The sequence below is a fragment of the Achromobacter sp. JD417 genome, from assembly GCF_041879325.1.
Classification (GTDB): Bacteria; Pseudomonadota; Gammaproteobacteria; order Burkholderiales; family Burkholderiaceae_B; genus Achromobacter; species Achromobacter mucicolens.
The window spans coordinates 2212881-2235631 of record NZ_CP087159.1; the positions used below are offsets into that span (position 1 = coordinate 2212881).

A 22751-nucleotide genomic window follows, 5' to 3' on the forward strand; every position below is an offset into this window, starting at 1 on the left:
GTGGTGTACGGACTTCCGCAATCGACAAGCGCCTAATCCAAAACAAGTTACGGTTTCCATGATGAGTCGCACCAGCGCAGAGATCAATGCTGAAATTTACAACCTGGGGCCGAAGTTCTTCGAGGCCATCCAGCGTGCGGTTACCGAGGAGTCCACCCTTGCCGAGATCCCGGCAGCGCACCTCGAGAACAAAGCGAAATTGAAAGCAGCCGTCAAAACTGTTCTCGCTGACGCAATTTCGACAGATCTCGATCACCGCCGTTTGTGGCAGGTGTTGTGGGCGCGTATCGTCTATGCCGGAAAAAAGGCGTCGATCGCCACGGCGGAAATCAACAGCATGCGCGATCTAATTCCGCTGTTTCGCGATCTGGATCACTACGCGCCTCAGGCTTACGTCTTCCAAGAAGCGGAGTGGAAAGCATTTTCCGATGAGTGGAAAGCGCGGCAGGAGACCAAGGCTCAGAGGGACGCGTGGATCAAACTGTCCAAGGTTGCGCCCGATTGGAATCCTGCCGCGCATTTTGCCAATGCGAAAACGACGCCTGAAGTTTGGAAGTTGCTCACCAAGGACGATACCGAGTATCCGAACTTGAAATTCTCGTCGAATGTCGTCAAGGTGAAGCGCTTCCTGGCTGTGGCCGATTTCCTGCATCGGCATCGCGCGAGCGGCAAGCTGCGGCCGTTGGAGCATTACACCGGCGGACGGACGCTAAGCCGACACCATCTCACGGGAGAGGAATGGGTCCAGGAGCGCAAGGCGCTTGACGAAGTGCGCAAACGGTTCAAAACGCAGCTCGGGTCGCTGACCGCGCTTCATACCATGATGGATCTCGGCCTGAACACGATCAAACCCGATCGGGTCATGACGTATCTGTTCTCCCAGCTTGGCTGGTTGCAGACCTTACCAGCCACCCTGCGCAAAGATGACGCAATGGCCGTTTATCTGCGCAACAACGTCACGCAGGAAATGACTATTCGTGCAGATGTGTTCGCGGCGAGTCTGGACAAGGCGGGCTATAAACAGGCGCATCGGTTGTTGGACATCTGGTTTGTCAAGTACGGTCAGGAACCCGAGGAATTCTTTGGCATTACGACCAACCTACAGCAGAGCAAGAATATCCGTGTGGTGTTCGATGCACTCGACAGGAGTCAATCGACGCACCACACGATCACGGTGGATGAGGCGCGATCCATGTGGCCCATGCGGGAATTCACGGCCATCGTGCGGCGTGCCTAGTTCGCCAAATCGAAGCACTAATTCGGGCGGCAAACAAAAACGAAGTCGTAGATTCTGCGCGTTCAAGCCGAGAGCTTGTTCATGATCGAATGGACGCGCGGGTTCAGCGTTCGGCCAGGTATCTGTCCGGCAGGGCAGCCCAGCAGGATATCGCAGTGTGGGGGATAACCTGTACGGAAGGCCGGTGACGTCCGCTCTCGGCCACTTTCGGGCGATCAATTTGGTAACATATTTTGGTTGAGCGGCTCAGATTTCACGAGCCGGATTGGCACATACGCGCACCGCTGTCTCGCCACTGGTTCTCAATTGAGACGGCAGATAGTGACCAAGATAAAGTGTTCACTGACAGGTAGTTCACTCAGGATGCTGCATAAGTTCAATAGTGTGTCCGTCAGGTCCTCGGGTATAGACTAAGATTGTTCCGCTAGGCGCGGTTTGCGGTTCGCCGGTTGCCGTCCATCCATAGGGGCGCATGCGATTTAGCATTGCGCGCAGATCGGTCACGGCAAACGTCAAATGAGCCGAGCCAACATCACATGGACGTTGCTTCAAAATCAAGCGGTCTTCTGGTGAGTCGTACTCGAGCAGCTCAATTTTGTATCCATCGGGGCCCTCTAGAAGAGCATTTCTTAAATAAGCCCCCGGCACACCGACTACTTGTTCCATCGCGTGCCCACCGCCAAGCTCTTTGCGGTAAATGAGTTTAAAGCCGAGAACTTCAGTCCAGAAATCAAGTACGCCATCTATCGACGCGACTGTCAGCCCGGTATGCTCGGTGCGCAATACGGTAGAGATTTGGTCGTTCATAAGTGCATCCTGTTATTACAGTCTAGGCCTCAAAGTTTCGCGATAGCTAAAATTCGGCCTGGACTGTCTTAGTTACTTGAAAAAATGGCCATTCTGGGTCGGCACCAGACATCGAGCAGAGGCAGCTGCCGGCCAAAAGCGGACTGTGAATCAGAAGAAAGAAGAGTTGGTCGACTCAAAATTTTTGGTCAATGCATCACCTAACTCTAACCAGAACTGCTCGAGCGAATCGGCGTATTCATTGATGTGAGTCGGCCTGACGCAGATATCTTCCCCAAGTAAAGGGGTGAAAACACGTCCAGAGATAGGCCAGGCGTTGCTCTGATCTGCCAACTCGAACAGATGAGGAGCAACCCGCAATAGCTCTTCGCTGCTTTTACCTTCCCCATGTTTGATCGCGTTGGCCAAGTGCCGAAGCTCTTCAAGCTTTGGCCAAGCGCCGAATTTCGTGATGTCCACGTTGGCTAACTTTAGACGACTGCGTACCTGCTCATGTGTATAGAGATTCTTGTTGTCTTTCTTTCGCCAGTCCAGCAGTTCCTGCCGCAGGAAGAGCATTAACTGCTGTTCGTACAGGTGGTAGAGAAAGAGTGCGCAACAATTCAACAGCCCCTGCTCCATGCCCTTGAGTCCCAGATAGTGTGAGACTGCGGCGTCTCTGACAGACTCTGCCATTTCGCCTTCGTCAGAATAGTCTCCATAGTAAGGTTGAGCCATTGCCTTCTGCCATAGATCACTCTCAAGCTTTTCGCTTTCTGCCTCTATTGAAAAGAAAGTTGGCTGAAGTCTTTGCAGGAATACTTCTTCGACCCTTCGAATTGCCGGAATGAAGTCGTTGCGAAACCGGGGAAACCAGAGGTTCGGGTGGTACATGAAGGTGACTTATCGTTTGCTCAATCACCTTGTGTAACATATTCTGGACACCGCGGCGTTGGCTCGAAGGCGAGCAGTCATCGCAGAAGATCTCAGGTCAGGCTCAGTCGTCAGCCTTTGGCTAAAATCGGCCAGTAGCGGTCAATCGACGGCGTGGATCGGACCGTTGACAAACGAGGTTGGCTAGACGGTCTTTTTTTGATTGAAGATGGGGTCTCGCGTCGCGTGAATGAAACACCGCGCGCTCGCGCAGTTTTTAGTTAAGAGGGGGCATTTGGAGAGGTCCATGCCGGTTGGAATTGAAATTGACGGGATTGCTTTTAGCGAACTTGCCTTAGTGGATCGGCCGATACACGCAGCCGTACTAGGCCGCATTTTTACAAGCTGGTCACTAATCGAGAGTTCTATAACGGCCCTGCTGGGTTTGATGATGCACGACGACCATCGGGCGGCGCTGGCAATCCTCGAGACCTTCAAGAACAACAGCAGCAGGGTCGAGGCAGTCAGGCGAGTCGGCAAGGAGGTGCTTGATGCGTCTCTTCGCCAAGACTTCGACGAGTTAATGAAGGACGTGCTTTCTTACGCAAGAGAGCGGAACGCAATTGCGCACGGACTCTGGGGCTCTCGCAAGTCCGAATACGAGGTTGTATACCGCATGCCTGTGTCAGCGCTCGCAACCTTCATCGTCGAGGCGCCGCACAAGACTGATCATGACACCGGTGCGCTGCTGGATTCATTCAAAGAACAAATAAGGATGTTGACCGTAGATGATCTCGAACGAATTGAGCAGAAAGGGAGAGACCTGTTACGCCGTCTCATGAGCGAAACGACACAAAAGATGTCTTCACGGGCGCGCTCGGGCTCTAAATAGTTCAACTTGCTCTTCGATCGCTTGTTCAGGATTTGGTGGAATGATGTTTACCGGTATGACAACTTCGCAGTCTACTGGCTCTCTATGTTCCAGTTTCAATTCCACAACACTGTTGCCAAGCACATGGTAGAAGAACGTTGCATAGGCACGAACGTCTGCTTCGTTCGGCTGGTTCTGCTGCGACTCACAAAGGCCGCCCTCGTCGAGTTGGATGTGAACGCGGCCGTGTCGGAAGTCAAGTACGAATGGAAGGACAATCGTCATGCGGTCGTTAAGAAGAATGACGCGTACTACGCCCTCCCCGAATGCATCGACGCGCATCGTCATCGCTTCGAGCCCGGCTATGGGCCCGTCAGGCCATAATCCAATAGAAACTTGTCGGCCTTCTAGCTCGCCAAGTGTTCTAGTAGTGCCGCCGGCTTCCAGCAACGTCAATGTTTCTGCATGAATAATCTCCAGCCACGGCCCCAACCGGTTCCGGGTTGCATAGGTCTCGCGTTCGTTCTCAATATGCAATTCGCGGGAAATGTAATGCCGGGCGAGTGCCTCCATGATGCAAAGGTCGCTCGATATACGGCGGCGGTCCGCAGGCACGTCAGGATCGATAATCTCTCCGTTCAAACTTGCGTGAGCGACCGCGCAACGTCCGCTTTCAAACAGATGATCGCCGACATCTAGGCCACTGGCCCGAAGCTCGGCGATTCGTGCAACTGCGCTCTCGTCAGTCAGATTGTCGAGGTTAGCGTTAATCCACCGCCCCTTAATCCTGCCATTCGCGAATTGCGACTCGATAGCTTTGTGAAAGCTCAAAAAGGAATAGTTATCGTGAACGTAGCGAAGACGACTTCCTTCGCGGTAAAACGCTAAAGCCTTGCGCGCAAGCTCCTCCCGCACAATCGGCATGTGGTTACAGTTGAAGCTTTTCGCAGTTAGCGTGCCTAAGCTTGAAAAGACATTATGCGGGTCCCCGTAGAGAATCGGGTGGCTGCTGTGCACGTATCCACTTACATCAACAAACCCGCCTTGATACCATCCGAGAATCGAACTGAATCGATAAATCTTCGAGAGCGCGTCGTCGACGTTCTCTCTGTCGCACATAACCGTAATCCCGGGCGGCGAGGGGGCACCGTTCAGCTTCGAACCTCGTAGGAAGTAGTCCTCCCCGTCATAGGTAACCCAAACATCAGCGGGTGGCCAAGCGATTGACGTGGCTACGCCTGCCGTTAGCCAACCACGACGGCTTCTCAACTTTCTTTCAACCGCCTCTCCAACATAGTGAGGAATATAAGGCCCAGCCAATATTTGCCTCCTTATCGAATGATTCGGTGCACCGCAATAACCATATAGATAGATTACACGCCCCGATCCCTACACACGAACGGCCGCTTCGTATAACGCCAACCGTCCGTTCCGGGTCGGAAGCGGACCGCCACCAGGGGCTGCAACCGGCCACAAGCAGCGGTTCAACTGGCAGCTCAAGGCTCATGTGTGGGCATGCTGGCGGTCTCAAGAAGCCTCCCGTCGCGTATTAAGCCGCCCAGAAGACCCCGCCGAGGTCCTGCGGGAAATGAAGGGCCGCCGAACTCAGGCTACCGGAACGACTCGCATGGATCCCACACCGAATGCGGCTAAGACACGCAGGCGATGGAATATTTCTGTTGGCACGACCGTAGCAGTCGTCACAATTCAAAACACCCAAGGAAGTTCATTGGGTGGCGCGGTCGTAGCTGGCTACCAATGCCGTCCCGGAGGTGCTAACCCATGTCAGATGGGTTGCTCATTAAAAATCAATTCAACGGAATCTACGCCGTTATTGAAAACCGAGATTGCGAAGCGGTAGCAGTAGTTGTTTTTAAATCCAAAATCTCCCCGCCCACAGCCTTCGCTATCATTGCGGCACGAATCGATCCCAAGTTGCTAGAAGCATCACTCGGAAGATCCAGGCCTTTCAGTTGTTCGGCGAATTGATCGGTGATCTCTATGACGCCCGACTTATAAATGGTAGCAACACGCTGATCGCCCTTCATAACAGCTTTAACGGCATTTTGGGGCGAGTTGTCGGCTGGAAGGCGAGCCATGCGGCGTTCTACTGCTTCCGCGTTGCGCAGCGCTTCAGCCGAAGCCTCTAACTTATGAGCAAAGTTAGCAGTCGGTTTGACCAGCGGAAGATTCAGGTCCGCAATGCTGCGGGACTTCACCGTTAACGGTAGGCCTTTGGAAATATCCATAAAACGAACCTCCCTCCGTTAAAAATTTCCAATCACTGAAAAAGCAGTCCGACTGTTGAGGCAGCCTAATCCATCAGTCGATTCTACGAATCCCTGAACCGCATTGATGCCCGAAATAACGCCCACCTTTATGGCTATTTTTGCCATTGCGCCTGGGTTCAGAACAACGTGCTATCGCGCAGATTGGACGGGCAGCCAATGAGCGCCGTCAAATCGCTGGCAGTTTGTCGGGTGGCGAGCAGCAGATGTGCGTCATGGCGACACCCTTGTCAGCAACGCGTCGGACGTGATCTGTATCTTCGCAGTGCCAGTCCCAGGGCTGCGAGAAGTCGACCCTCAATGCCCTGCGCTTCGCGATACGGTGGTTAGCAACGGCCCCCTGGTAATGTTCGACTTCCGCGGACCGACACTTTCGTTGCCGAAGGGGGCCGTGCTTAGCGACGAGGCTGATTCAGGTTTGCGATGCTAATCTGCCCTTATTAACTTGGGCAGGGGGAGACGGCATGAATCGACTTGCTGAACGCTATCTTCGGTTTGCCAAAATCGAGGCGGCGGGTCGCTCTCCGCTGTATGAACAATGGGCGTTGCATGTCGCGGGATCGACTGACGCATTAGCTTTTCTACAGGATTTGCCCGTAGACAAGCAGCAACCCAATCTGCTGTTTGCAGCGTTCCGGCATGCAGTGGGCACGCCCACATCGACAGCGCAGTTCGATGCAGGTCTGACGCAGCATGGCGCCGCTATCCGGGCGGTTATGCTGGCTCGTTCGACCCAGACCAACGAGCCAGGCCGTTGCGCGGTATTAATGCCCGCTCTCGCCTCAATCGCGGGAAAGATCGCGCTAATCGAAGTGGGAGCATCTGCAGGGCTCTGTTTGCTGATGGACAAATACGGCTACGACTGGGGTTTACAACGCCTCGTTCCCGGCTCGGACGGTTCAGATTACCCAGTCTTCCCCTGTGACGTCACCGGTCCTGCCCCGCTGCCTCGCACTTATCCTGAAATTGTTTGGAGGGCGGGACTAGACCTGAGCCCGATCGACGTCGATTGCGAAAATGACAAGAAGTGGCTGGAAGATTTGGTGTGGCCCGAAGATGCTCCACGGCTTGCGCGCCTTCAGTCTGCGCTGCGGATCTGCAAACGCGAGTCACCTCAGATTGTCCAAGGCGATTTACGACGAGATCTTCCCTCCTTAATCGAACAGGCGCCAGCGGACGCGACGGTTGTGGTGTATCACTCTGCCGTTCTGAACTACGTTGCGGAGCCGGCACAGCGCCATGAATTCGCGCGCGGCATGCAGGCCTCGCGTTGCGTCTGGGTTAGCAACGAAAGTCCGCTGGTATTTCCGCAATTCTTGCCTGCAGACGTGCAGCAGCCGTCCGGTATGTTCCTGTTATGCATTGATGGCCATGCGGTGGCCTGGACAGACCCTCATGGCGCCGCGCTGCATTGGCTGTGATCCAGCGATTCCTACGCTGATCAACGTAGGAATCGCCATGGAGAGATGGGAAAGGCCGCTATCAACCCTTACCCCATCTGCCCATACTTTCCGGCATTGAAGTCCTGGATCGCCTCGACGATCTCCGCTTGCGAGTTCATCACAAACGGCCCATACCCGACCACGGGTTCATCAATCGGCTCCCCGCTCAAGATCAAAAACACCGCGTCGTTATTCGCTTCGACCGTGATGTCCTCGCCCTCTTTGGAGAACAGCGCCAATTGCGCATCCCGCGCGACGGATTCGCCGTTGACCAGCACTGTGCCGCGCAGCATGACGAGCATGCTGTTGCGGCCCGCGGCAACGGGGAAGGTGGCCGTCTTGCCCGCCGCCAGCTTCACGTCCCACACGTCCATCGGCGTAAAGGTCCGGGCGGGCCCCGCGTGTCCGGCGTAATTGCCTGCGATCACGCGGAGCGTGCCGGCGTCGTCGGGCAGATCCACGACCGGGATGTCTGCGTTCAGAATGCCCTGGTAGCCGGCCGGCGCCTTCTTGTCCTTGGCGGGCAGGTTGACCCAGAGCTGCACCATTTCCAGTTTGCCGCCCGTGCGGGTGAAGGCGTGGGAATGGAATTCCTCGTGCAGGATGCCGGACGCCGCCGTCATCCACTGGACGTCGCCGGGGCCGATGACGCCGCCGTTGCCGGTGGAGTCGCGGTGTTCGACTTCGCCGCTGTAGACGATGGTCACGGTTTCGAAGCCGCGGTGCGGGTGCTGGCCGACGCCGCGGGGCTGGCTGGCCGGACCGAATTCGGCGGGGCCGGCGTAGTCCAGCAGCAGGAACGGGCTGGTGTCGCGGCCTTTGTCGTTGTACGAGAACATGGAGCGCACCGGAAATCCGTCGCCCACCCAGTGGGGACGGGGGCTGGCGTGCACGCCGAGGATCTTCTTCATGGTGAGGTTTCCTGTTGCGCGGCCCCTTCGGGGCCGTTCGTCATAGGGAAGAAGATAAGGGCGGATCGGCATTCCCGGTAGTGCTCGTGATTGATAAGCACCGTTCCATGTGGCGAACGATCAATGCGGGCGAGGCGGGCGAGCCAGCGTCGCGGCGGGTATCCTTGCGGGCATGGACAAGATCAGGGACGACATCGCGGCGGTGCGGCGCGAGGCGGTGGTTACGGGATTTGCCCCGGTGGTGGGGGACGGCCCGCGCGTGCTGGTGCTGGGCTCCATGCCGGGCGTGGCGTCGCTGCGGCAGGCGCAGTATTACGCGCATCCGCGCAACGCATTTTGGCCGCTGGCGGCGCGGATCTTCGGGTTTGACGCCGGGCTGGGTTACGACGAGCGGTTGCAGGCACTGCGGGCGAACCGCGTGGCGCTGTGGGATGTGCTGCAGGCTTGCGAACGGCCGGGCAGCCTGGACGCCGATATCCGGGGCGACACGCTGGTGCCGAACGATTTCAACGCGTTCTTGGACCGCTATCCCTCGATTGCACGCATCTGTTTCAACGGCGCGAAGGCCGCGGCGATGTTCCGGCGGCATGCGTTGCCCAACCTGCCTGCTGCCGCCTCGATCCAGTTTTTTGAACTGCCTTCGACCAGCCCCGCGCATGCTTCGGCCAGCTTCGCGCAGAAACTGGCTGCCTGGGAACCGGCGCTGACGCTTCCAACGCCCTGACGAGACGTCCAGGCCAAACGCCCGCCGCTACCGTAACTCCGTCCCCCAATTGACGCTTATCAAGGTGCTATATAACTACAAGTGATAAGTTAATTTCCGTAACACCTAAACGTTTCGGAGTTTAACGATGCACACCCCCACCAGCCCCCCGGAAACACCGCTGCCGGGCAAGCGTGGCTTTCTGAAAGGGCTGCTCGGCCTGGGCGCCGCGGCCACCGTCATTCCCATCCACGCCGACGCCGCGCCCGGGCTCAATGGCCAGCCGCCGCGCCGGCCCGGCATGGCCGGCAAGCGCTACGGCATGGTTGTCGACATGCGCAAATGCATCGGCTGCCAGTCCTGTACGGTGAGCTGTTCGCTGGAAAACGTGCCGCCTATCGGGCAGTTCCGCACCACCGTCCTGCAGTACGAGGTCACGCCCGACGCGGGCGGCCCGTGTTCGATGGTCATGCTGCCGCGCCTGTGCAACCACTGCGACAAGCCGCCCTGTGTGCCGGTCTGCCCGGTGCAGGCGACCTTCCAGCGCGAAGACGGCATCGTGCTGGTCGACAACGCGCGCTGCGTGGGGTGCGGTTACTGCGTGCAGGCCTGTCCCTACGATGCGCGCTTCATCAATCACGAGACCCAGACGGCCGACAAGTGCACGTTCTGCGAGCACCGGCTGGAAGCCGGGTTGCTGCCGGCGTGCGTGGAAAGCTGCGTGGGCGGCGCCCGGGTGATCGGGGACATGAACGATCCGGACAGCGCCATTTCGCGCTTGCTGGCCGAACACAAGGCGGACATCAAGGTGCTCAAGCCCGAGATGAAGACCGATCCCCACGTTTTTTACATCGGCCTGCCCGATGCGTTCGTGCATCAGGTTGACGGCCAGGCCGGCGTGCGCCTAGCGGGCGGCCACTGAGCCAAGGAAGGGGACACTCATGCAAATCTCTGAATTGCTCACGCCGGTCTACGACGCCGCCTGGCTGCCTTGGGCCGTGCAGTATTTCTTTCTTATCGGCATCAGCGCCACCACCGCGCTGACCGCCGCCTTTGCGGCGTTTGGCCGCGCCGATTCCGACGCGCGCCGCCTGCTGCCGGCGGCGGTGACGGTGCTGCTGGTCAGCGCCATCGCCGCGCCGGTGTCGCTGTTGGCCGACCTGCACCAGCCCGGCCGCTTCTGGCACTTCTATGCGCACATCACGCCGTGGTCCTGGATGTGGCTGGGGGCATTGCTGCTGCCGGTCTTCGTGACGTTGGCGCTGCTGTTCTGCGCGGCGTGGTGGTGGGGCCGGATGGGGTGGCTGCGGGTGGTGGCGGCGGCGCTGGCGCTGTCGGCGCTGTCCATTCTGGTCTACACCGGCGCCGAGGTCATGGTGCTGCGTTCGCGGCCCTTGTGGCACACCGTGTTCCTGCCGGTGAACTTTGCGCTGACCGCCTGGCTGGGCGCGCTGGGCGCGATGTTCCTGGTGGGCCGCTGGCTGCCCGGCGGACTGCGCGTGCTGCCCGTGGCGATGCTGCGCCGGTTGAGCGTGACCGCGGTCGTGATGATGGCGATGGGCGCGGGGGCGTGGGCGTTGCTGGGCCTCTCGGGACTGGATGCGTCTTTCGAGGCGGCGCTGCGGCTTTTCGCGGACTTTCCGGTCTGGCGTCTGAGCCTGGCGGGCGCGGTCATCACGGCCTTCTGCATCGTCGCGCTGCTGCAGCGGCCGGCACGCACGCTGGCCGCGCCGCTGCCGTCGGCCGCGTTGGCGCTGACCATGCTGGGCGCGGCGTGGATCTTCCGCTGGGTGGTCTTCATGAGCGTGCAGGGCGTGCCCAAGTACGGCGCGGGGCTGTACCTGTACGACATGCCCTGGGGCAGCGATGGGCTGCTGGGCATGGTGGGCGTGCTGGGGCTGTGCGTGGCGCTGATCACCGTCGTGACCTGGGCCCTGGACATCTTCCCCGCGCGCGCACGCGCCGTGGCCGCCTGAGCGCGCGCCGAGACGAAAGCACATGGATAAGAACGCAATGGACAAGCAACACAAAGACGACAAGCCCGGCGCCGCGGACGATGGCCCGGATCTGCCTCGCGACGAGGCCCGCCGCAAGCTCATGGTGCGCGGCGGCCTGGCGGCCGGCGGCATGGCGGCGTTTGCCGCGGGCTACGGCGACACGGTGGTCAAGGCGGTCAAGGGGCTGGCGCAAGGCACGGCCGGCGTGCCGACGGCGCATGCCGTGCGGGGCAACTCGCTGCCGCCGGAATTTCGCATCGATCCGCTGACCGGTGCGCTCAGCGCCCAGCCGGGGCAGACGGTCAGCCCGTCGAGCTGTCTGGGCTGCTGGACGCAATGCGGCGTGCGGCTGCGCGTGGACACGGCCGAGAACCGCATCCTGCGCGTCGCTGGCAACCCGTATCACCCGCTGGCCACGACACGGCCCGCGGCCATGGACACGCCGGTGCGCGATGTCTACGCGCAATTGGGCGGGGACAGCGGCCTGGAAGGGCGCGCCACCTCGTGTGCGCGCGGCTCGGCCATGCTGGAGCAGATGGACAGCCCGTATCGCGTGCTGCAGCCTTTGAAGCGGGTGGGCAAGCGCGGCGAGGGCAAGTGGCAGACGATCACCTTCGAGCAGCTGGTCGAGGAAGTCTGTGAAGGCGGCGATCTGTTTGGCGAAGGCCACGTGGACGGCCTGCGCGCGATCTACGACCGCGAGACGCCGCTGGACCCCGACAATCCCGAGTACGGCGCGAAGGTCAACCAGTTCCTGTTCACCGACGCCTCCAACGAGGGGCGCACGCCGCTGATCCAGCGCTTTGCGGGACAGTCCTTCGGCACCGTCAACTTCAGCAATCACGGCTCGTACTGCGGGCAGAGTTTCCGGGTGGGGGCGGGCGCGGCGCTGGGCGACCTGAAGGGCATGCCGCACGGCAAGCCGGACTGGGACAACGCACGCTTCGGGCTCTTCATTGGCGCGGCGCCGGCGCAGGCGGGCAATCCCTTTCAACGCCAGGCGCGTCAGCTGGCCGAGGCGCGCGTGCGCCCGCAGGAATCGGGATTCAGCTATGTGGTGGTGTCGCCCGTGTTGCCGGCCTCGTCCAGCCTGTCGGCGGGATCAGGCAATGAATGGGTGCCCGTCAATCCAGCTAGCGATCTGGCGCTGGCCATGGGGCTGATCCGCTGGATTCTGGACAACGAACGGTTCGACGCGCGCATGCTGGCGCAGCCGGGCCCCGCCGCCATGAAGGCGGCGGGCGAGGCGGCGTGGACCAACGCCACGCACCTGGTGGTGGCCGAACCGGGCCATCCGCGCCTGGGCGCCTTTTTGCGCGGCGCCGATATGGGCTGGGCGCGCCCGGCCGACGCGGATGAGAAATGGGAGGACGTCTACGTCGTGCGTCTGGCGGACGGCACGTTGGCGCCGCACACGACGGCCTCGCCGGCTGCGCTGTTTGTCGACGAGCCCGTCGCCGCGCCCGGGTTGGCCGGTACACAAGGGACGCTGCGGGTCCGGACCTCGCTGGACCTGCTGCGCGAAGAGGCGCGCCGTAAGACGCTGGACGAGTACGCCACGCTCTGCGGCGTGCCGGCAGCGAAAATCGCGTCCCTGGCCGAGCGTTTCACCAGTCACGGCAAGCGCGCCGTGGCCGATGCGCACGGCGGCACCATGAGCGGCTCGGGCTTCTACACCGCCTACGCCATCGCCATGCTCAACACGCTGTTGGGCAACCTGAACGTGGAAGGCGGACTGGTACTGGATGCCGGGCCGTTTCCGCCTTACGGCGCGGGGCCGCGCTACAACATTGCCGGCTTCGCGAACAAGGCCACGCCCAAGGGCGTGTCGCTGTCGCGCAACCGCTTTCCGTATGAAAAATCCAGCGAATTCAAGCGCAAGAAGGCCGCGGGCCAGCCTGCCTATCCGGCAGCCGCGCCGTGGTATCCGGCGACGGGCGGCCTCAGTTCCGAGATGCTGGCCTCGGCGCTGGCGGGTTATCCGTACCGTGCCAAGGTCTGGTTCAACCACATGAGCAACCCGGTCTACGGCATTGCCGGGTTCAAGCACGTGGCGCTGGAAAAACTGAAGGACCCGCGCATCCTGCCGCTGGCGGTGTCGATCAACCCTTTCATCAACGAGACCAACGCGCTGGCCGATTACATCGTGCCGGACACGGTCACGTACGAAAGCTGGGGCGTGTCGGCGCCGTGGGCGGACGTGGTGGCCAAGGCCTCGACGGTGCGCTGGCCCGCCGTGCAGCCGCGCGTGGCGCGCACGGCCACGAATGAGCCGGTTTGCCTGGAGACCTTCCTGATCGCGTGCGCCAAACGCCTGGCCATGCCGGGATTCGGCGAGGGCGCGATGTCAGACAAGGAGGGCGTCAAGTACGCGCTGGATACGCCCGAGGACTTCTTTCTGCGCGGCATGGCGAACATCGCGTTTGCCGCGGGACGGCCGGTGCCGCAGGCCAGCGACGACGACATGGCGCTGACCGGCGTCGACCGCTATCGCGACCTGCTGCAGGCCAAGCTCAAGCCTGCCGAATGGCGGCAGGTGGCCATGTTGATGAGCCGCGGCGGGCGATTCGACCGGATGGACGACGCCTGGACGCAAGAAGGCGGCCAGACGCGCCGCACGCGCGTGGCGCACGCCAAGCCGCTGCACGTGTGGAGCGAAGAACTGGCGGGCTTTCGTCATGCGATGACGGGCGAGCGGTACAGCGGTTGTCCCACCTGGTATCCGACCAGGCTGGCAGACGGCCGCGACATGCGCGATGCGTATCCGCGGCAGGATTGGCCGTTCCTGCTGAGTTCGTTCAAGTCCAATCTGATGAGCTCGATGTCGATTGGCGTGAACCGCCTGCGTCAGGTGCATCCGCACAACCCGGTGTCGATCAACCGGCAGGACGGCGAACGGCTGGGCATCCGCAACGGCGATGCGGTGCGCATCGTCACGCCCGGCGGGTCGGTAACAGGGCCGGCGTTGCTGCGCGACGGCGTGCAGCCGGGCGCGGTGGGCATCGAGCACGGCTACGGCCACACCGAGCTGGGCGCGCGGGTTCATGTCGTGGATGGCAAGCCCATGCCGCACGACCCGGCGCTGGCCTCGGGCGTCAACCTGAACGACCTGGGTTTTGGCGACGCGACGCGGGGTCAGCACGCCAACGTCTGGATCGATTGGGTGTCGGGCGCGGCGGTGCGGCAAGGCCTGCCTGCCCGGATCGAGCGGGTCTGACGGCTGTGGGGGGCCGGTCCGCGTGCGCGGCGGTAAGCGTCAGGGCACGACGGTGTCGGCCACCAGCGCCAGACCGTCCGCCCGAGGCCCCACATCCGTCAGCACGCCGTTCAGGTCTCCGGGCTGGGCGGCGGCGTTGCCCGAGCGGCTGACGCGAATCTCCACACGCACCTTGCCGGCCTTGGACAGCGTGGCGTCCGGCGACATGGCGGTGCTGTCGTCCAGCACGAAGGCCCGCGGCAGGTCCGCGGCCTGCATCTTCAGGATGGCGACGGGCATGCGCGATCCCGTCATGGGGCGCGCCAGGATGAAAACGGTGTCGGTCGGGCGGACCTGATCGCGCAGGGCGTCAGCGATCCGCGCCTGGCCGGCGAGCCGGGCGGTCGTGACCGAAGCGCCGGCGGAAGGGGAGGGCGCCGCTGCGCCGGGCGTCGCCACGCCGGATGCCGTTGGCCCCGGCGCCGTCGCCGGTTGGCCCGCGGCGGTGGATGCCGAATTGCCGGAAGCCGGCGGCGCGGCGGCTCCCCCCGCCGTGCCGCTTGCTGCCATGGCGCGCGCCTGGGCGATGTTCGTCTGGATCTGCCGCGCGGCCTCAGAGTCCGGCGGCAGCAGCGCGCGCAGCCGTTCCCAGTGCGTCAGCGCGTCGGCGGCGTCGCCGCGGCGCAGCGCCATCATGCCGGCCAGCGCCAGGGCCTTGGGCTGGTCGGGATCGGCCTGAAGCGCTTGCGCGACAGCGGCAATGGAGGCCTCGTCGGGCTGTCCCTGCCGTGTCGACAGCAGCGCGTCGGCCAGATCGGCCAGCACGGCGGGTTGGCCGGGCACTAACCGCAGCACTTCCTGATAAGCGGCGACGGCGTCGTTGTAGCGGCCCAGCGTTTCGTAGGAACGCGCCAGCATGTACCAGCCATCGGCGTCATCGGGCGAGGCGCGCAGGCGCTGGGCCAGCGCGTTGATTGCCAGCGCCATGTCGTTGTCCGCCGCCTGCGCATGCGGCTCGGGCGCCTGCGACAAGGCGACGGTGGCGGCCGCGCGCGGATTGCCGAGCTGGCCGTACAGCAGCACCGCGGCCACCGGAACGGCTACCGTCAGCACGCAGGCCGCGGCCAGGCCGGCGCGCTGACCGCCCAGCCGCGCGCGCGGATCGCGGCGCATCGCCAGATCCTGCAGCAGGTCTCGCTGCAGTTCTTCGTCGGCGCGGGCGTGCGCCTGCGGGGTGAGGGCGCCGTTGGCGAGATCGCGGCGCAGTTGTTCGCGCTGCGCGAGGTAGAAGGCGCGCACGCTGGCGTCCGACGCGGTCTCCGCGGCCGGCGTGCGGCGCAGCAGCGGCGGCACCAGGCAGAGCAGGGTGGCCAAGAGCAGGACCAGGACGATGAGCCAGAGCGTGGTCATGAGCCGGAATCCAGGAAGCGGGCGGCGCGGGCGCGTTCGTCCGCGGTCAGCGACGCGCGCACGCCGGCACGCCGCTTGAGTGTGCGCACCAGCACCAGAAAGCCCAGCGCCAGCAGCGCGAAGGGGCCCAGCCAGAGCAGCCAGGTGACCGGCTTGAACGGCGGGTCGTAGCGCACGAAGTCGCCGTAGCGGTCTTCGAAAAAGCGCATGATCTGCGCGTCGGTCTTGCCGTCGGCAAGCTGGCCGCGAATGAGGTTGCGCATGTCCTGCGCTAGCGGCGCATTGGATTCGGCCAGGGTCTGGTTCTGGCAGACCAGGCAGCGCAATCCATGTGCCAGCTTGTCGGCGCGCTGCTCCTGTTCGGCCGACAGCACGGCGGGGGGCGCGGCATTGGGCGCGGGCGCGGCAAGCAGCGCGGCGGGCAGCAGCACAAGGCTTAGCAGTAGCGGCAGAAGCAGACGACGTAGCGAACGACGACGCAGCGAAAGACGAAGCAACGAAAGAGGAAGCAGCGGGCAAGGCTGACAAGGCGCGGCGGTCATTGCAGCGCCTCGATGACAGGTTGCAGGCGGGTGCGCCATAGCTCCGGCGTGATGAGGCCTAGGTGCTTGTAGCGGATGCGCCCGTCGCCGTCGATCACGAAGGTCTCGGGCACGCCGTAGACGCCATACTCGATGCCCACGCGCCCGTCGACGTCGCTGGCGGAGGCCAGGTAGGGATTGCCGTTGCGCGCCAGCCATTGGCGCGCCTCGTCGGGCTTGTCCTTGTAGTTCAGCCCGTAAAGCGCAATGCCGTGGCGCTGCGCGGCCTCGCGCAGCACGGGCAGTTCGTCCTTGCAGGGGCCGCACCAGGACGCCCACACATTCAGCAGCCACACCTTGCCGCGCTGCGACTCCACATCCAGCGTCTTGCCGGGCTCCAGCAGGTCGGGCAGGCCGATGGCGGGCGCGGGTTTGTCGATCATCGCGGACGGCACGGCGCGTGGATCGCGCGACAGCCCCTTCGCCAGGAACACGGCCATCGTCAGAAAGATCGCAAGCGGCAGCAGATAGCGCAGCATCAATAGCCCTCCCGCGCCGCGCGGGCGGTCTCGGGCAGGCCGGCCTGCGCTGCCCGCTGTGCCTCTGCCTTGGTCTGCGCTTGCTGCGCACGCCGGTAGCGGCCGTCGCCCGCCGCCAGCAGGCCGCCCAGCGCCATCAGGATGCAGCCGGTCCAGATCCAGGTCATGAAGGGCTTGACCTGGATGCGCACGGTCCAGGCGTTGCCGGCCACCGGTTCGCCCAGCGCCACGAAGAGGTCGCGGGTAATGCCGCTGTCGATGTCGGCCTGGCTGAGCGCCATGTCCTGCACGGTGTAATGGCGCTTTTCGGGATACAGCGTCACCACCGGCTTGCCGTCCCGCACGACGTGGAATACCGCGCGTTGCGCGGTGTAGTTGGGACCGGTGGCCGGGCCGATGCCGGCAAACGTGAACTGGTAGCCGCCGGCTTCCTGCGTGGCGCCCACGTCCACGCGCAGTTCGCGCTTGTCCTCGTAGCCGTTGGCAAGCGTGACGCCCGCGATGAAGATGCCCACGCCCACGTGCGCCAGCAGCATCCCGTACCAGGCGCGCGGCTGGCGCGTAAGCCGCCGCAGCACCTCGCCGTCGCCTTCCATCAGGCGCTGGCGCGCGTGCGCCGCGGCGCTGGCGACAGACCAGGCGGCAAGCCACAGGCCCAGCACGATCATCGGCGAACCGAAGCGCGACGGCCCGGGCATTGCCAGCGGCACCAGCACCGCCGTCAGCACGCTGACCACGAAGGCCACGCGCAGGCGTTTGCCCAGCTCGGGCACCTCGGCCTGTTTCCAGCGCGCGACGGGTCCCACCCCCATCAGGAAGATCGCGGGCGTCACCAGCGGCACGAACACGGCTTCGAAGTAGGGCGGCCCGATGGAGATCTTGCCCCACTCCATCACGTCCAGCACGACGGGGTACAGCGTGCCCAGCAGCACCGAACCCGCGGCGACCGTCAGCACCACGTTGTTGGACAGCAGCAGCGATTCACGCGACAGCAGCGAAAAGCCGCCGCCCAGCCCGACGGTGGGCGCGCGCCAGGCATACAGGGCAAGCGAGCCGCCCACGATCAGCGTCATGAACGCGAGGATGTACAGCCCCCGGCCCGGGTCCACCGCAAACGCGTGAACCGACGTCAGCACACCCGAACGGACCAGGAACGTGCCCAGGATGCTGAGCGAAAACGTGCAGATGGCCAGCAGCACGGTCCAGCTGCGGAATGCGCCGCGCCGCTCGGTCACGATCAGTGAATGGATCAGCGCCGTGCCCGCCAGCCACGGCATGAACGACGCGTTCTCGACCGGGTCCCAGAACCACCAGCCGCCCCAGCCGAGCACGTAGTACGCCCACGCGCTGCCCAGCAGGATGCCGATGGTCAGGAACGTCCACGCGGCCAGCGTCCACGGCCGCACCCAGCGCGCCCACATCGCGTCCAGCTCGCCCGACAGGAGCGCCGCAATGGCAAAGGCGAACGCCACCGAGAAGCCCACGTAGCCCATGTACAGCATGGGCGGGTGCACGATCATGCCGGGGTCCTGCAGCAGCGGGTTCAGGTCGCGGCCCGCCATGGCAGGCGGGATCAGGCGCTCGAACGGATTGGACAGGAACAGCATGAACAGCAGGAAGCCCACGCTGATCCAGCCCATCACCGCCAGCACGCGGCCGACGAAGGGCAGGGGCAGCCGCTTGCTGCATAGCGCCACGGCAAGCGTCCACGCGGTCAGCAGATACAGCCACAGCAGCAGCGACCCCTCGTGTCCGCCCCACACCGCCGCGAAGCGGTAGCCGGCCGGCAGGTCGGCGTGGGAATTCGCAGCCACATACAGCACCGAAAAATCGTTGTGCACGAACGACCACGCCAGGCAGGCGAAGGCCAGCGTCGTCAGGCCGAACTGGCCGATGGCGGCGGGCCGGGCCACACGCAATCCGGCTTGCCAGCCGGTGGCCGCGCCGATGAGCGGCAGGGTGCCTTGCGCCACTGCGACCAGCAGCGCGAGGATCAGGCAGAAAAGACCGATTTCGGGGATCATCGCGCCTCCGCCTGAAAGGCTGGGGCGTAGCCCGATGCCGGTAAGCCCGATGCCGGTACGCCGGCCGCCGGTACGCCAGCCCCACCCTGCGCGCGCTGCTCCGCCTTCTTGATCGCGTCGGCGGCTTCGGGCGGCATGTAGTTTTCGTCGTGCTTGGCCAGCACCTCGGTCGCGCGGAACACGCCGTCCGTGCCCATCTTGCCGGCCACTACCACGCCCTTGCCCTCGCGGAACAGGTCGGGCAGGAGGCCCTGGTAGGTGACGGGCACGGCGTGGGCGGTGTCCGTCACCGCAAAGCGCAGCGTCAGGCCGTCGGCGTCGCGGCGCAGCGAGCCTTGTTCTACCAGACCGCCCACGCGGAAGCTGCCGCTGGCGGGCGCCTCGTGCGCCACCACCTGCGTCGGGCTGAAGAAGAACACCAGGTTCGATTGCAGCGCGTTGAGCACCAGCGCGGTGGCCAGCCCCAACAGGCCAAGGCCGCCCACGATGGCGAGCGCGCGGCGTTTGCGCGGGGTCATCGGCGCGGCCCCCCGGGGCGGCGCGCGCGGCGTGCGCGCCGCCACAGCGCCAGCACTTCCCACGCCATCAGCGCGATCGTGACGCCATAGGCGCCCATCAGGTAAGGCCCGTGGCCCTGCAGCGAAAAAAACGTGTCCCAGTTCATGGCGCCTCCGACCGCGTGCCGCGGCGCACGCCGCCAGCCGCCCCGCCGTCCGGCAAACCGGCCGCCGGCATGCCACCCGATAGCACGGCGCCCGGCTCGCGCTCTGCAATGATCCCGCGCACCCGCGCCAGCGCGACCGCCGCGCTGTACAGCCAGAAGGCCGCCACCATCAGCAGCATGGCGGTCACCATGACGCGCGCCATGCTGGGGGCCGACGTCAGGTTGATCGAGGCGCCCTGGTGCAGCGTGCTCCACCATTGCACCGAGAAATAGATGATCGGCACGTTCACCACGCCCGCCAGCAGCAGGATGGCGCCGCCGCGGTCCGCGCGCTGCGTGTCGTCGGTGGCGGCCTGGAGAGCCATGAAGCCCAGGTACAGGAACAGCAGGATCAGCTCGGACGTGAGCCGGGCGTCCCAGACCCACCACGTGCCCCAGGTCGGCTTGCCCCACAGGGCGCCGGTCCACAGCGTCAGGAAAGTAAAGAGCGCGCCCGTGGGCGCCAGCGCGCGCATCATCATGAACGACAGACGCGTATTGAAGATGAGGCCCAGCGCCGCATACCCCGCCATCACCAGATACAGGAACATCGACATCCAGGCCGCGGCCACGTGGATGAAGAGGATGCGGTAGACCTCGCCCTGCTGGCTGTCGATGGGGGCCACCACGAGGCCCGTGTACAAGCCGGCCGCGGCAAGTAGGGCTGCGCCCGCCCCGAAGAACGGAATCATCCGCCCGGCCAGCGGATAGAAAAGCGCGGGCGACGCATAGCGCAGCCAGCTTGACCGCGCGGCGGCGGGGCGGGGAGCGTCGAAGGTGGAGGGATTGTGCATAGATAACCTCAGTCCAGCGCCACGCGCAGCGCCGCCGATGCGCCCCAGGGGCAGAGCAGGATCGCCAGGCAAAGGCCCGCGCCCAGCAGCGACAGCAGCGGTCCCGCGCCCAGCCCGGCGTGCGTGGCCGTCACGGCGCCCGCGCCAAAGATCAGCACCGGCACATACAGCGGCAGCACCAGGAGCGGCAGCAGTGCGCCGCCGCGCAGGCCCAGCGTCAGCGCCGCGCCCAGGCCGCCCACCAGCGCCAGCGTCGGCGTGCCCAGCAGCAGGGACAGCACCAGGATGCCGATGGCGTGCGGCGGCAGGCCGAATTGCAACGCCAGCACCGGGCTGGCAAGAATCAGCGGCACGCAAGTGCTGAACCAGTGCGCGCCCAGCTTCACGCCCACCAGCATGGGCAGCGGATGCGGCGACACCAGCAGCTGCTCCAGCGCGCCGTTGTCGTAGTCCTGCGCAAACGGGCGATTGAGGCTGAGCAGGATGCCCAAAAGCGCGCAGACCCACAGCACGCCGGGCCCGATTGCCAGGAGCAGCACGGGATCGGGTCCCACCGCCAGCGGGAACAGCGACCCCGCGACGATGAAGAACAGCGTCGCGCCCAGCGTGTCGGCCGGTCGACGCCAGGCCAGCCGGACTTCACGCAGCGCCAACTGAGACAACGTTGCCAGCATCCGCGTAGTCATCCATGTTCAGGGTTTGGGTGTGTTTGGCTAGGGTTGCCGGGCCGCGATGCGAGGCGACGACGGCCGCGCCGCCCGCCGCCAGATGGGCGGTAAGCGCCTCGCCCAACTGGTTCAGGCTGGCCGCGTCCAGGCCGGCGTCGGGTTCGTCCAGCAGCCACAGCGGCTTGGCGCCCAGCACCACGCCGGCCAGCGCCAGCCGGCGGCCCTGGCCTTGCGACAGGCGGGCGGCCGGCGCGTGCAGGCAGCCGCCCAGCCGCCACGTCTGCAGGCAGGCGGCGATCGCGTCGTCGCCGTGCGGCGTGCCGGCCACGTGCAGCGCGCAGCGCAGGTTTTCCAATGCGGTCAGGTCGCCCGATAGGCCATTGCCGTGTCCCAGGTAGGCCGTGCGCGCAAAGTGCGCCGCCGGATCGCGGCGGATATCGCCGCCCCAGCCGATGACGGCGCCGTCCCGCGGCCGCAAGAGGCCCGCCAGCATCCGCAGCAGACTGGTCTTGCCGCTGCCATTGGCGCCCTGCACATGCAGAAGCTGACCGGCATGCACGTCGAAATCCAGCGGCGCGGACGCTTCGGGAGGTCCGCGCCGGCTGACCAGCCCGCGCGCGCTCAGCATCGGCGGCGGCGCGTCAGCGGGCCGCATTGGCGACCTCTTTGGACGCCCTGGCCGGCGGCGTCGCGTCAGAGGTCTGGCCAGGCGGTATGTGCGGCAGTGTGTGGGCGATGCCCTTGTGGCAGTCGATGCAGGTCTTGGACTTGTCGGCCAGGTAGGTCGAGTGCATGTTCTGTGCACGCACGCTCTGGCGGGTGAAATCCATGTACTCGTAGTTGTGGCAGTTGCGGCATTCCAGCGAGTCGTTCGCCTTGAAGCGCGCCCACTCGTGCTGCGCCAGCTCCAGCCGCTTATCCACGAACTTCTCGCGCGTGTCGATGGTGCCGAAGATCTTGCCCCAGACTTCCTTGGACGCCTGCATCTTGCGGGCGATCTTGTCGGTCCAGTTGTGCGGCACGTGGCAATCCGAGCACAGCGCCCGCACCCCCGAGCGGTTGGTGAAGTGGATCGTGCCCTTCAGTTCCGCGTACACGTTGTCGCGCATTTCATGGCAGCCGGTGCAGAACTTCTCGGTGTTCGTCAGCTCCATGGCCGTGTTGAACGCGCCCCAGAACAGGATGCCGCCGATGAATCCGCCCACGGTCAGAAAGCCCAGGCTGAAGTGCACGCTGGGCCGGCGGATGATGTTCCAGTAACGCTTGATGAGCTTGACCATGACGGGCTCCTGTCCCTCACTTCTTGTCGGGCGCCGGGGCGGAGAGGCGCTTGAGGATCACGTCGATGTCCTGGAAGTTGTTGGGGACCAGCGGCTTGGCCTCCGTTTGCGGAACGTGGCACTGCAGACAGAAGTAGCGGCGCGGCGACACTTCGGCCAGCACGTTGCTGTCACGGTCCATGTAGTGCGTCACGCTCAGGGGCACCGCCTGCGTCTGCTCCGTGTTGACACGGGCGTGACAGGCCAGGCAGCGGTTGAAGTTCTTGTCGATCTGGTAGCCGTCGATCTTGTGCGGAATGGTCGGCGGCTGCATCGAGTACGTGCGCATGCGCCGCACGTCGCGGTTTTCAACCGGGGGCATCAGGGGCGGCGTGGCCGATTCGGTCAGCGGCGTCGGCCCCCGCATCGGATCGACCATCGGGTCGGGCGGGGCGGCCCACGCGTTGGAACCGATCAGAAAGACGATGGCGATCGAAGTGGCGCGAATGTTCATGAGCGTCTCCGTCGG

General features: G+C 64.0%; 24 protein-coding genes. 8 read left to right on the top strand and 16 right to left on the bottom strand.

Annotated elements, in window-relative coordinates:
* The first annotated feature begins 58 nt into the window (after positions 1 to 58).
* On the top strand, positions 59 to 1237 hold the full coding sequence (locus LN047_RS10175; RefSeq protein WP_373981671.1) for a hypothetical protein: 1179 nt from the start codon (positions 59 to 61) through the stop codon (positions 1235 to 1237).
* 354 nt (positions 1238 to 1591) lie between these two features.
* Here the strand turns inward: LN047_RS10175 and LN047_RS10180 are convergent, their stop codons facing one another.
* Both LN047_RS10180 and LN047_RS10185 read right to left on the bottom strand, forming a co-directional pair.
* Positions 1592 to 2044: a VOC family protein gene (locus LN047_RS10180; RefSeq protein ID WP_373981672.1), complete on the bottom strand. Its 453-nt coding sequence runs from the start codon at positions 2042 to 2044 to the stop codon at positions 1592 to 1594.
* A gap of 150 nt (positions 2045 to 2194) precedes the next feature.
* Positions 2195 to 2917, bottom strand: coding sequence for a hypothetical protein (locus LN047_RS10185; RefSeq protein WP_373981673.1), 723 nt, complete (start codon positions 2915 to 2917; stop codon positions 2195 to 2197).
* A 286-nt stretch (positions 2918 to 3203) separates the two neighbouring features.
* Here LN047_RS10185 and LN047_RS10190 point away from each other — a divergent pair, with 286 nt between their 5' ends.
* Positions 3204 to 3788, top strand: a complete 585-nt coding sequence (locus LN047_RS10190; RefSeq protein WP_373981674.1) for a hypothetical protein — start codon at positions 3204 to 3206, stop codon at positions 3786 to 3788.
* On the opposite strand, the gene mauJ is transcribed toward LN047_RS10190, so the two are convergent.
* On the bottom strand, positions 3762 to 4886 hold the full coding sequence (gene mauJ, locus LN047_RS10195; protein WP_373981675.1) for a methylamine utilization protein MauJ: 1125 nt from the start codon (positions 4884 to 4886) through the stop codon (positions 3762 to 3764). The two genes, LN047_RS10190 and mauJ, sit on opposite strands and share 27 nt — an antisense overlap.
* 704 nt (positions 4887 to 5590) lie before the next feature.
* On the bottom strand, positions 5591 to 6016 hold the full coding sequence (locus LN047_RS10200; RefSeq protein WP_373981676.1) for a hypothetical protein: 426 nt from the start codon (positions 6014 to 6016) through the stop codon (positions 5591 to 5593).
* 503 nt (positions 6017 to 6519) lie between these two features.
* On the opposite strand from LN047_RS10200, the gene LN047_RS10205 reads away from it, so the two are divergent.
* Positions 6520 to 7476, top strand: a complete 957-nt coding sequence (locus LN047_RS10205; protein WP_373981677.1) for a DUF2332 domain-containing protein — start codon at positions 6520 to 6522, stop codon at positions 7474 to 7476.
* A 68-nt stretch (positions 7477 to 7544) separates the two neighbouring features.
* Here LN047_RS10205 and LN047_RS10210 read toward each other — a convergent pair whose 3' ends face one another.
* Positions 7545 to 8408, bottom strand: coding sequence for a pirin family protein (locus LN047_RS10210; protein ID WP_179688826.1), 864 nt, complete (start codon positions 8406 to 8408; stop codon positions 7545 to 7547).
* A 172-nt stretch (positions 8409 to 8580) separates the two neighbouring features.
* On the opposite strand from LN047_RS10210, the gene LN047_RS10215 reads away from it, so the two are divergent.
* From LN047_RS10215 to LN047_RS10235, 5 genes are all read left to right on the top strand, one after another.
* Positions 8581 to 9132 (top strand): DNA-deoxyinosine glycosylase, encoded by a 552-nt coding sequence (locus LN047_RS10215; protein ID WP_373981678.1) that lies wholly within the window; start codon positions 8581 to 8583, stop codon positions 9130 to 9132.
* Between the two features lie 127 nt (positions 9133 to 9259).
* Positions 9260 to 10033: a sulfate reduction electron transfer complex DsrMKJOP subunit DsrO gene (gene dsrO / locus LN047_RS10220; protein WP_056316165.1), complete on the top strand. Its 774-nt coding sequence runs from the start codon at positions 9260 to 9262 to the stop codon at positions 10031 to 10033.
* A gap of 19 nt (positions 10034 to 10052) precedes the next feature.
* The gene (gene nrfD / locus LN047_RS10225; protein ID WP_373981679.1) at positions 10053 to 11087 is read left to right on the top strand and encodes an NrfD/PsrC family molybdoenzyme membrane anchor subunit; all 1035 of its coding nucleotides are present in this window, start codon (positions 10053 to 10055) and stop codon (positions 11085 to 11087) included.
* A 948-nt stretch (positions 11088 to 12035) separates the two neighbouring features.
* On the top strand, positions 12036 to 12221 hold the full coding sequence (locus LN047_RS10230; RefSeq protein ID WP_373982121.1) for a chaplin family protein: 186 nt from the start codon (positions 12036 to 12038) through the stop codon (positions 12219 to 12221).
* Positions 12222 to 13929: 1708 nt separating this feature from the next.
* Positions 13930 to 14325 (top strand): molybdopterin dinucleotide binding domain-containing protein, encoded by a 396-nt coding sequence (locus LN047_RS10235; protein WP_373982122.1) that lies wholly within the window; start codon positions 13930 to 13932, stop codon positions 14323 to 14325.
* Between the two features lie 39 nt (positions 14326 to 14364).
* Here LN047_RS10235 and ccmI read toward each other — a convergent pair whose 3' ends face one another.
* The 11 genes from ccmI to LN047_RS10290 form a co-directional block, all read right to left on the bottom strand.
* Positions 14365 to 15714: a c-type cytochrome biogenesis protein CcmI gene (gene ccmI, locus LN047_RS10240; RefSeq protein ID WP_373981680.1), complete on the bottom strand. Its 1350-nt coding sequence runs from the start codon at positions 15712 to 15714 to the stop codon at positions 14365 to 14367.
* Positions 15711 to 16145 (bottom strand): cytochrome c-type biogenesis protein, encoded by a 435-nt coding sequence (locus tag LN047_RS10245; RefSeq protein WP_373981681.1) that lies wholly within the window; start codon positions 16143 to 16145, stop codon positions 15711 to 15713. The genes ccmI and LN047_RS10245 overlap by 4 nt, the downstream gene beginning before the upstream one ends.
* 107 nt (positions 16146 to 16252) lie before the next feature.
* Positions 16253 to 16774, bottom strand: coding sequence for a DsbE family thiol:disulfide interchange protein (locus LN047_RS10250; protein WP_062841797.1), 522 nt, complete (start codon positions 16772 to 16774; stop codon positions 16253 to 16255).
* Positions 16774 to 18798 (bottom strand): heme lyase CcmF/NrfE family subunit, encoded by a 2025-nt coding sequence (locus LN047_RS10255; protein WP_373981682.1) that lies wholly within the window; start codon positions 18796 to 18798, stop codon positions 16774 to 16776. The genes LN047_RS10250 and LN047_RS10255 overlap by 1 nt, the downstream gene beginning before the upstream one ends.
* Positions 18795 to 19316, bottom strand: a complete 522-nt coding sequence (ccmE, locus tag LN047_RS10260) for a cytochrome c maturation protein CcmE (protein WP_373981683.1) — start codon at positions 19314 to 19316, stop codon at positions 18795 to 18797. The genes LN047_RS10255 and ccmE overlap by 4 nt, the downstream gene beginning before the upstream one ends.
* A complete protein-coding gene (gene ccmD / locus LN047_RS10265) occupies positions 19313 to 19462 on the bottom strand; it encodes a heme exporter protein CcmD (protein ID WP_056316183.1) in 150 nt (49 codons plus the stop codon). Before ccmD ends, ccmE begins: the two co-directional genes overlap by 4 nt.
* Positions 19459 to 20295 carry a heme ABC transporter permease CcmC gene (gene ccmC / locus LN047_RS10270; protein ID WP_373981684.1) on the bottom strand — a complete coding sequence of 279 codons (837 nt, stop codon included), beginning with the start codon at positions 20293 to 20295 and terminating at the stop codon, positions 19459 to 19461. The genes ccmD and ccmC overlap by 4 nt, the downstream gene beginning before the upstream one ends.
* A gap of 8 nt (positions 20296 to 20303) precedes the next feature.
* On the bottom strand, positions 20304 to 20969 hold the full coding sequence (gene ccmB, locus LN047_RS10275; RefSeq protein WP_373981685.1) for a heme exporter protein CcmB: 666 nt from the start codon (positions 20967 to 20969) through the stop codon (positions 20304 to 20306).
* On the bottom strand, positions 20935 to 21618 hold the full coding sequence (ccmA, locus tag LN047_RS10280; RefSeq protein WP_373981686.1) for a heme ABC exporter ATP-binding protein CcmA: 684 nt from the start codon (positions 21616 to 21618) through the stop codon (positions 20935 to 20937). The genes ccmB and ccmA overlap by 35 nt, the downstream gene beginning before the upstream one ends.
* Complete coding sequence (locus LN047_RS10285) at positions 21605 to 22243, bottom strand: cytochrome c3 family protein (RefSeq protein WP_108696731.1); 639 nt, start codon at positions 22241 to 22243, stop codon at positions 21605 to 21607. Before LN047_RS10285 ends, ccmA begins: the two co-directional genes overlap by 14 nt.
* Positions 22244 to 22259: 16 nt before the next feature.
* Positions 22260 to 22736, bottom strand: coding sequence for a nitrate reductase cytochrome c-type subunit (locus tag LN047_RS10290; RefSeq protein ID WP_062841791.1), 477 nt, complete (start codon positions 22734 to 22736; stop codon positions 22260 to 22262).
* Positions 22737 to 22751 lie beyond the last annotated feature (15 nt).

Excerpts from the sequence above, each read along its gene's own strand:
- LN047_RS10175 (WP_373981671.1), top strand. The coding sequence starts at position 59 with ATGATGAGTCGCACCAGCGCAGAGATCAATGCTGAAATTTACAACCTG.
- LN047_RS10180 (WP_373981672.1), bottom strand. The coding sequence starts at position 2,044 with ATGAACGACCAAATCTCTACCGTATTGCGCACCGAGCATACCGGGCTG.
- LN047_RS10215 (WP_373981678.1), top strand. The coding sequence starts at position 8,581 with ATGGACAAGATCAGGGACGACATCGCGGCGGTGCGGCGCGAGGCGGTG.
- LN047_RS10200 (WP_373981676.1), bottom strand. The coding sequence starts at position 6,016 with ATGGATATTTCCAAAGGCCTACCGTTAACGGTGAAGTCCCGCAGCATT.
- ccmI (WP_373981680.1), bottom strand. The coding sequence starts at position 15,714 with ATGACCACGCTCTGGCTCATCGTCCTGGTCCTGCTCTTGGCCACCCTG.
- LN047_RS10290 (WP_062841791.1), bottom strand. The coding sequence starts at position 22,736 with ATGAACATTCGCGCCACTTCGATCGCCATCGTCTTTCTGATCGGTTCC.
- LN047_RS10250 (WP_062841797.1), bottom strand. The coding sequence starts at position 16,774 with ATGCTGCGCTATCTGCTGCCGCTTGCGATCTTTCTGACGATGGCCGTG.
- LN047_RS10285 (WP_108696731.1), bottom strand. The coding sequence starts at position 22,243 with ATGGTCAAGCTCATCAAGCGTTACTGGAACATCATCCGCCGGCCCAGC.
- ccmA (WP_373981686.1), bottom strand. The coding sequence starts at position 21,618 with ATGCGGCCCGCTGACGCGCCGCCGCCGATGCTGAGCGCGCGCGGGCTG.
- LN047_RS10190 (WP_373981674.1), top strand. The coding sequence starts at position 3,204 with ATGCCGGTTGGAATTGAAATTGACGGGATTGCTTTTAGCGAACTTGCC.
- ccmB (WP_373981685.1), bottom strand. The coding sequence starts at position 20,969 with ATGCTGGCAACGTTGTCTCAGTTGGCGCTGCGTGAAGTCCGGCTGGCC.
- LN047_RS10205 (WP_373981677.1), top strand. The coding sequence starts at position 6,520 with ATGAATCGACTTGCTGAACGCTATCTTCGGTTTGCCAAAATCGAGGCG.
- ccmC (WP_373981684.1), bottom strand. The coding sequence starts at position 20,295 with ATGCACAATCCCTCCACCTTCGACGCTCCCCGCCCCGCCGCCGCGCGG.
- LN047_RS10255 (WP_373981682.1), bottom strand. The coding sequence starts at position 18,798 with ATGATCCCCGAAATCGGTCTTTTCTGCCTGATCCTCGCGCTGCTGGTC.
- ccmE (WP_373981683.1), bottom strand. The coding sequence starts at position 19,316 with ATGACCCCGCGCAAACGCCGCGCGCTCGCCATCGTGGGCGGCCTTGGC.
- mauJ (WP_373981675.1), bottom strand. The coding sequence starts at position 4,886 with ATGTGCGACAGAGAGAACGTCGACGACGCGCTCTCGAAGATTTATCGA.
- LN047_RS10185 (WP_373981673.1), bottom strand. The coding sequence starts at position 2,917 with ATGTACCACCCGAACCTCTGGTTTCCCCGGTTTCGCAACGACTTCATT.
- ccmD (WP_056316183.1), bottom strand. The coding sequence starts at position 19,462 with ATGAACTGGGACACGTTTTTTTCGCTGCAGGGCCACGGGCCTTACCTG.
- LN047_RS10235 (WP_373982122.1), top strand. The coding sequence starts at position 13,930 with ATGTCGATTGGCGTGAACCGCCTGCGTCAGGTGCATCCGCACAACCCG.
- dsrO (WP_056316165.1), top strand. The coding sequence starts at position 9,260 with ATGCACACCCCCACCAGCCCCCCGGAAACACCGCTGCCGGGCAAGCGT.
- nrfD (WP_373981679.1), top strand. The coding sequence starts at position 10,053 with ATGCAAATCTCTGAATTGCTCACGCCGGTCTACGACGCCGCCTGGCTG.
- LN047_RS10210 (WP_179688826.1), bottom strand. The coding sequence starts at position 8,408 with ATGAAGAAGATCCTCGGCGTGCACGCCAGCCCCCGTCCCCACTGGGTG.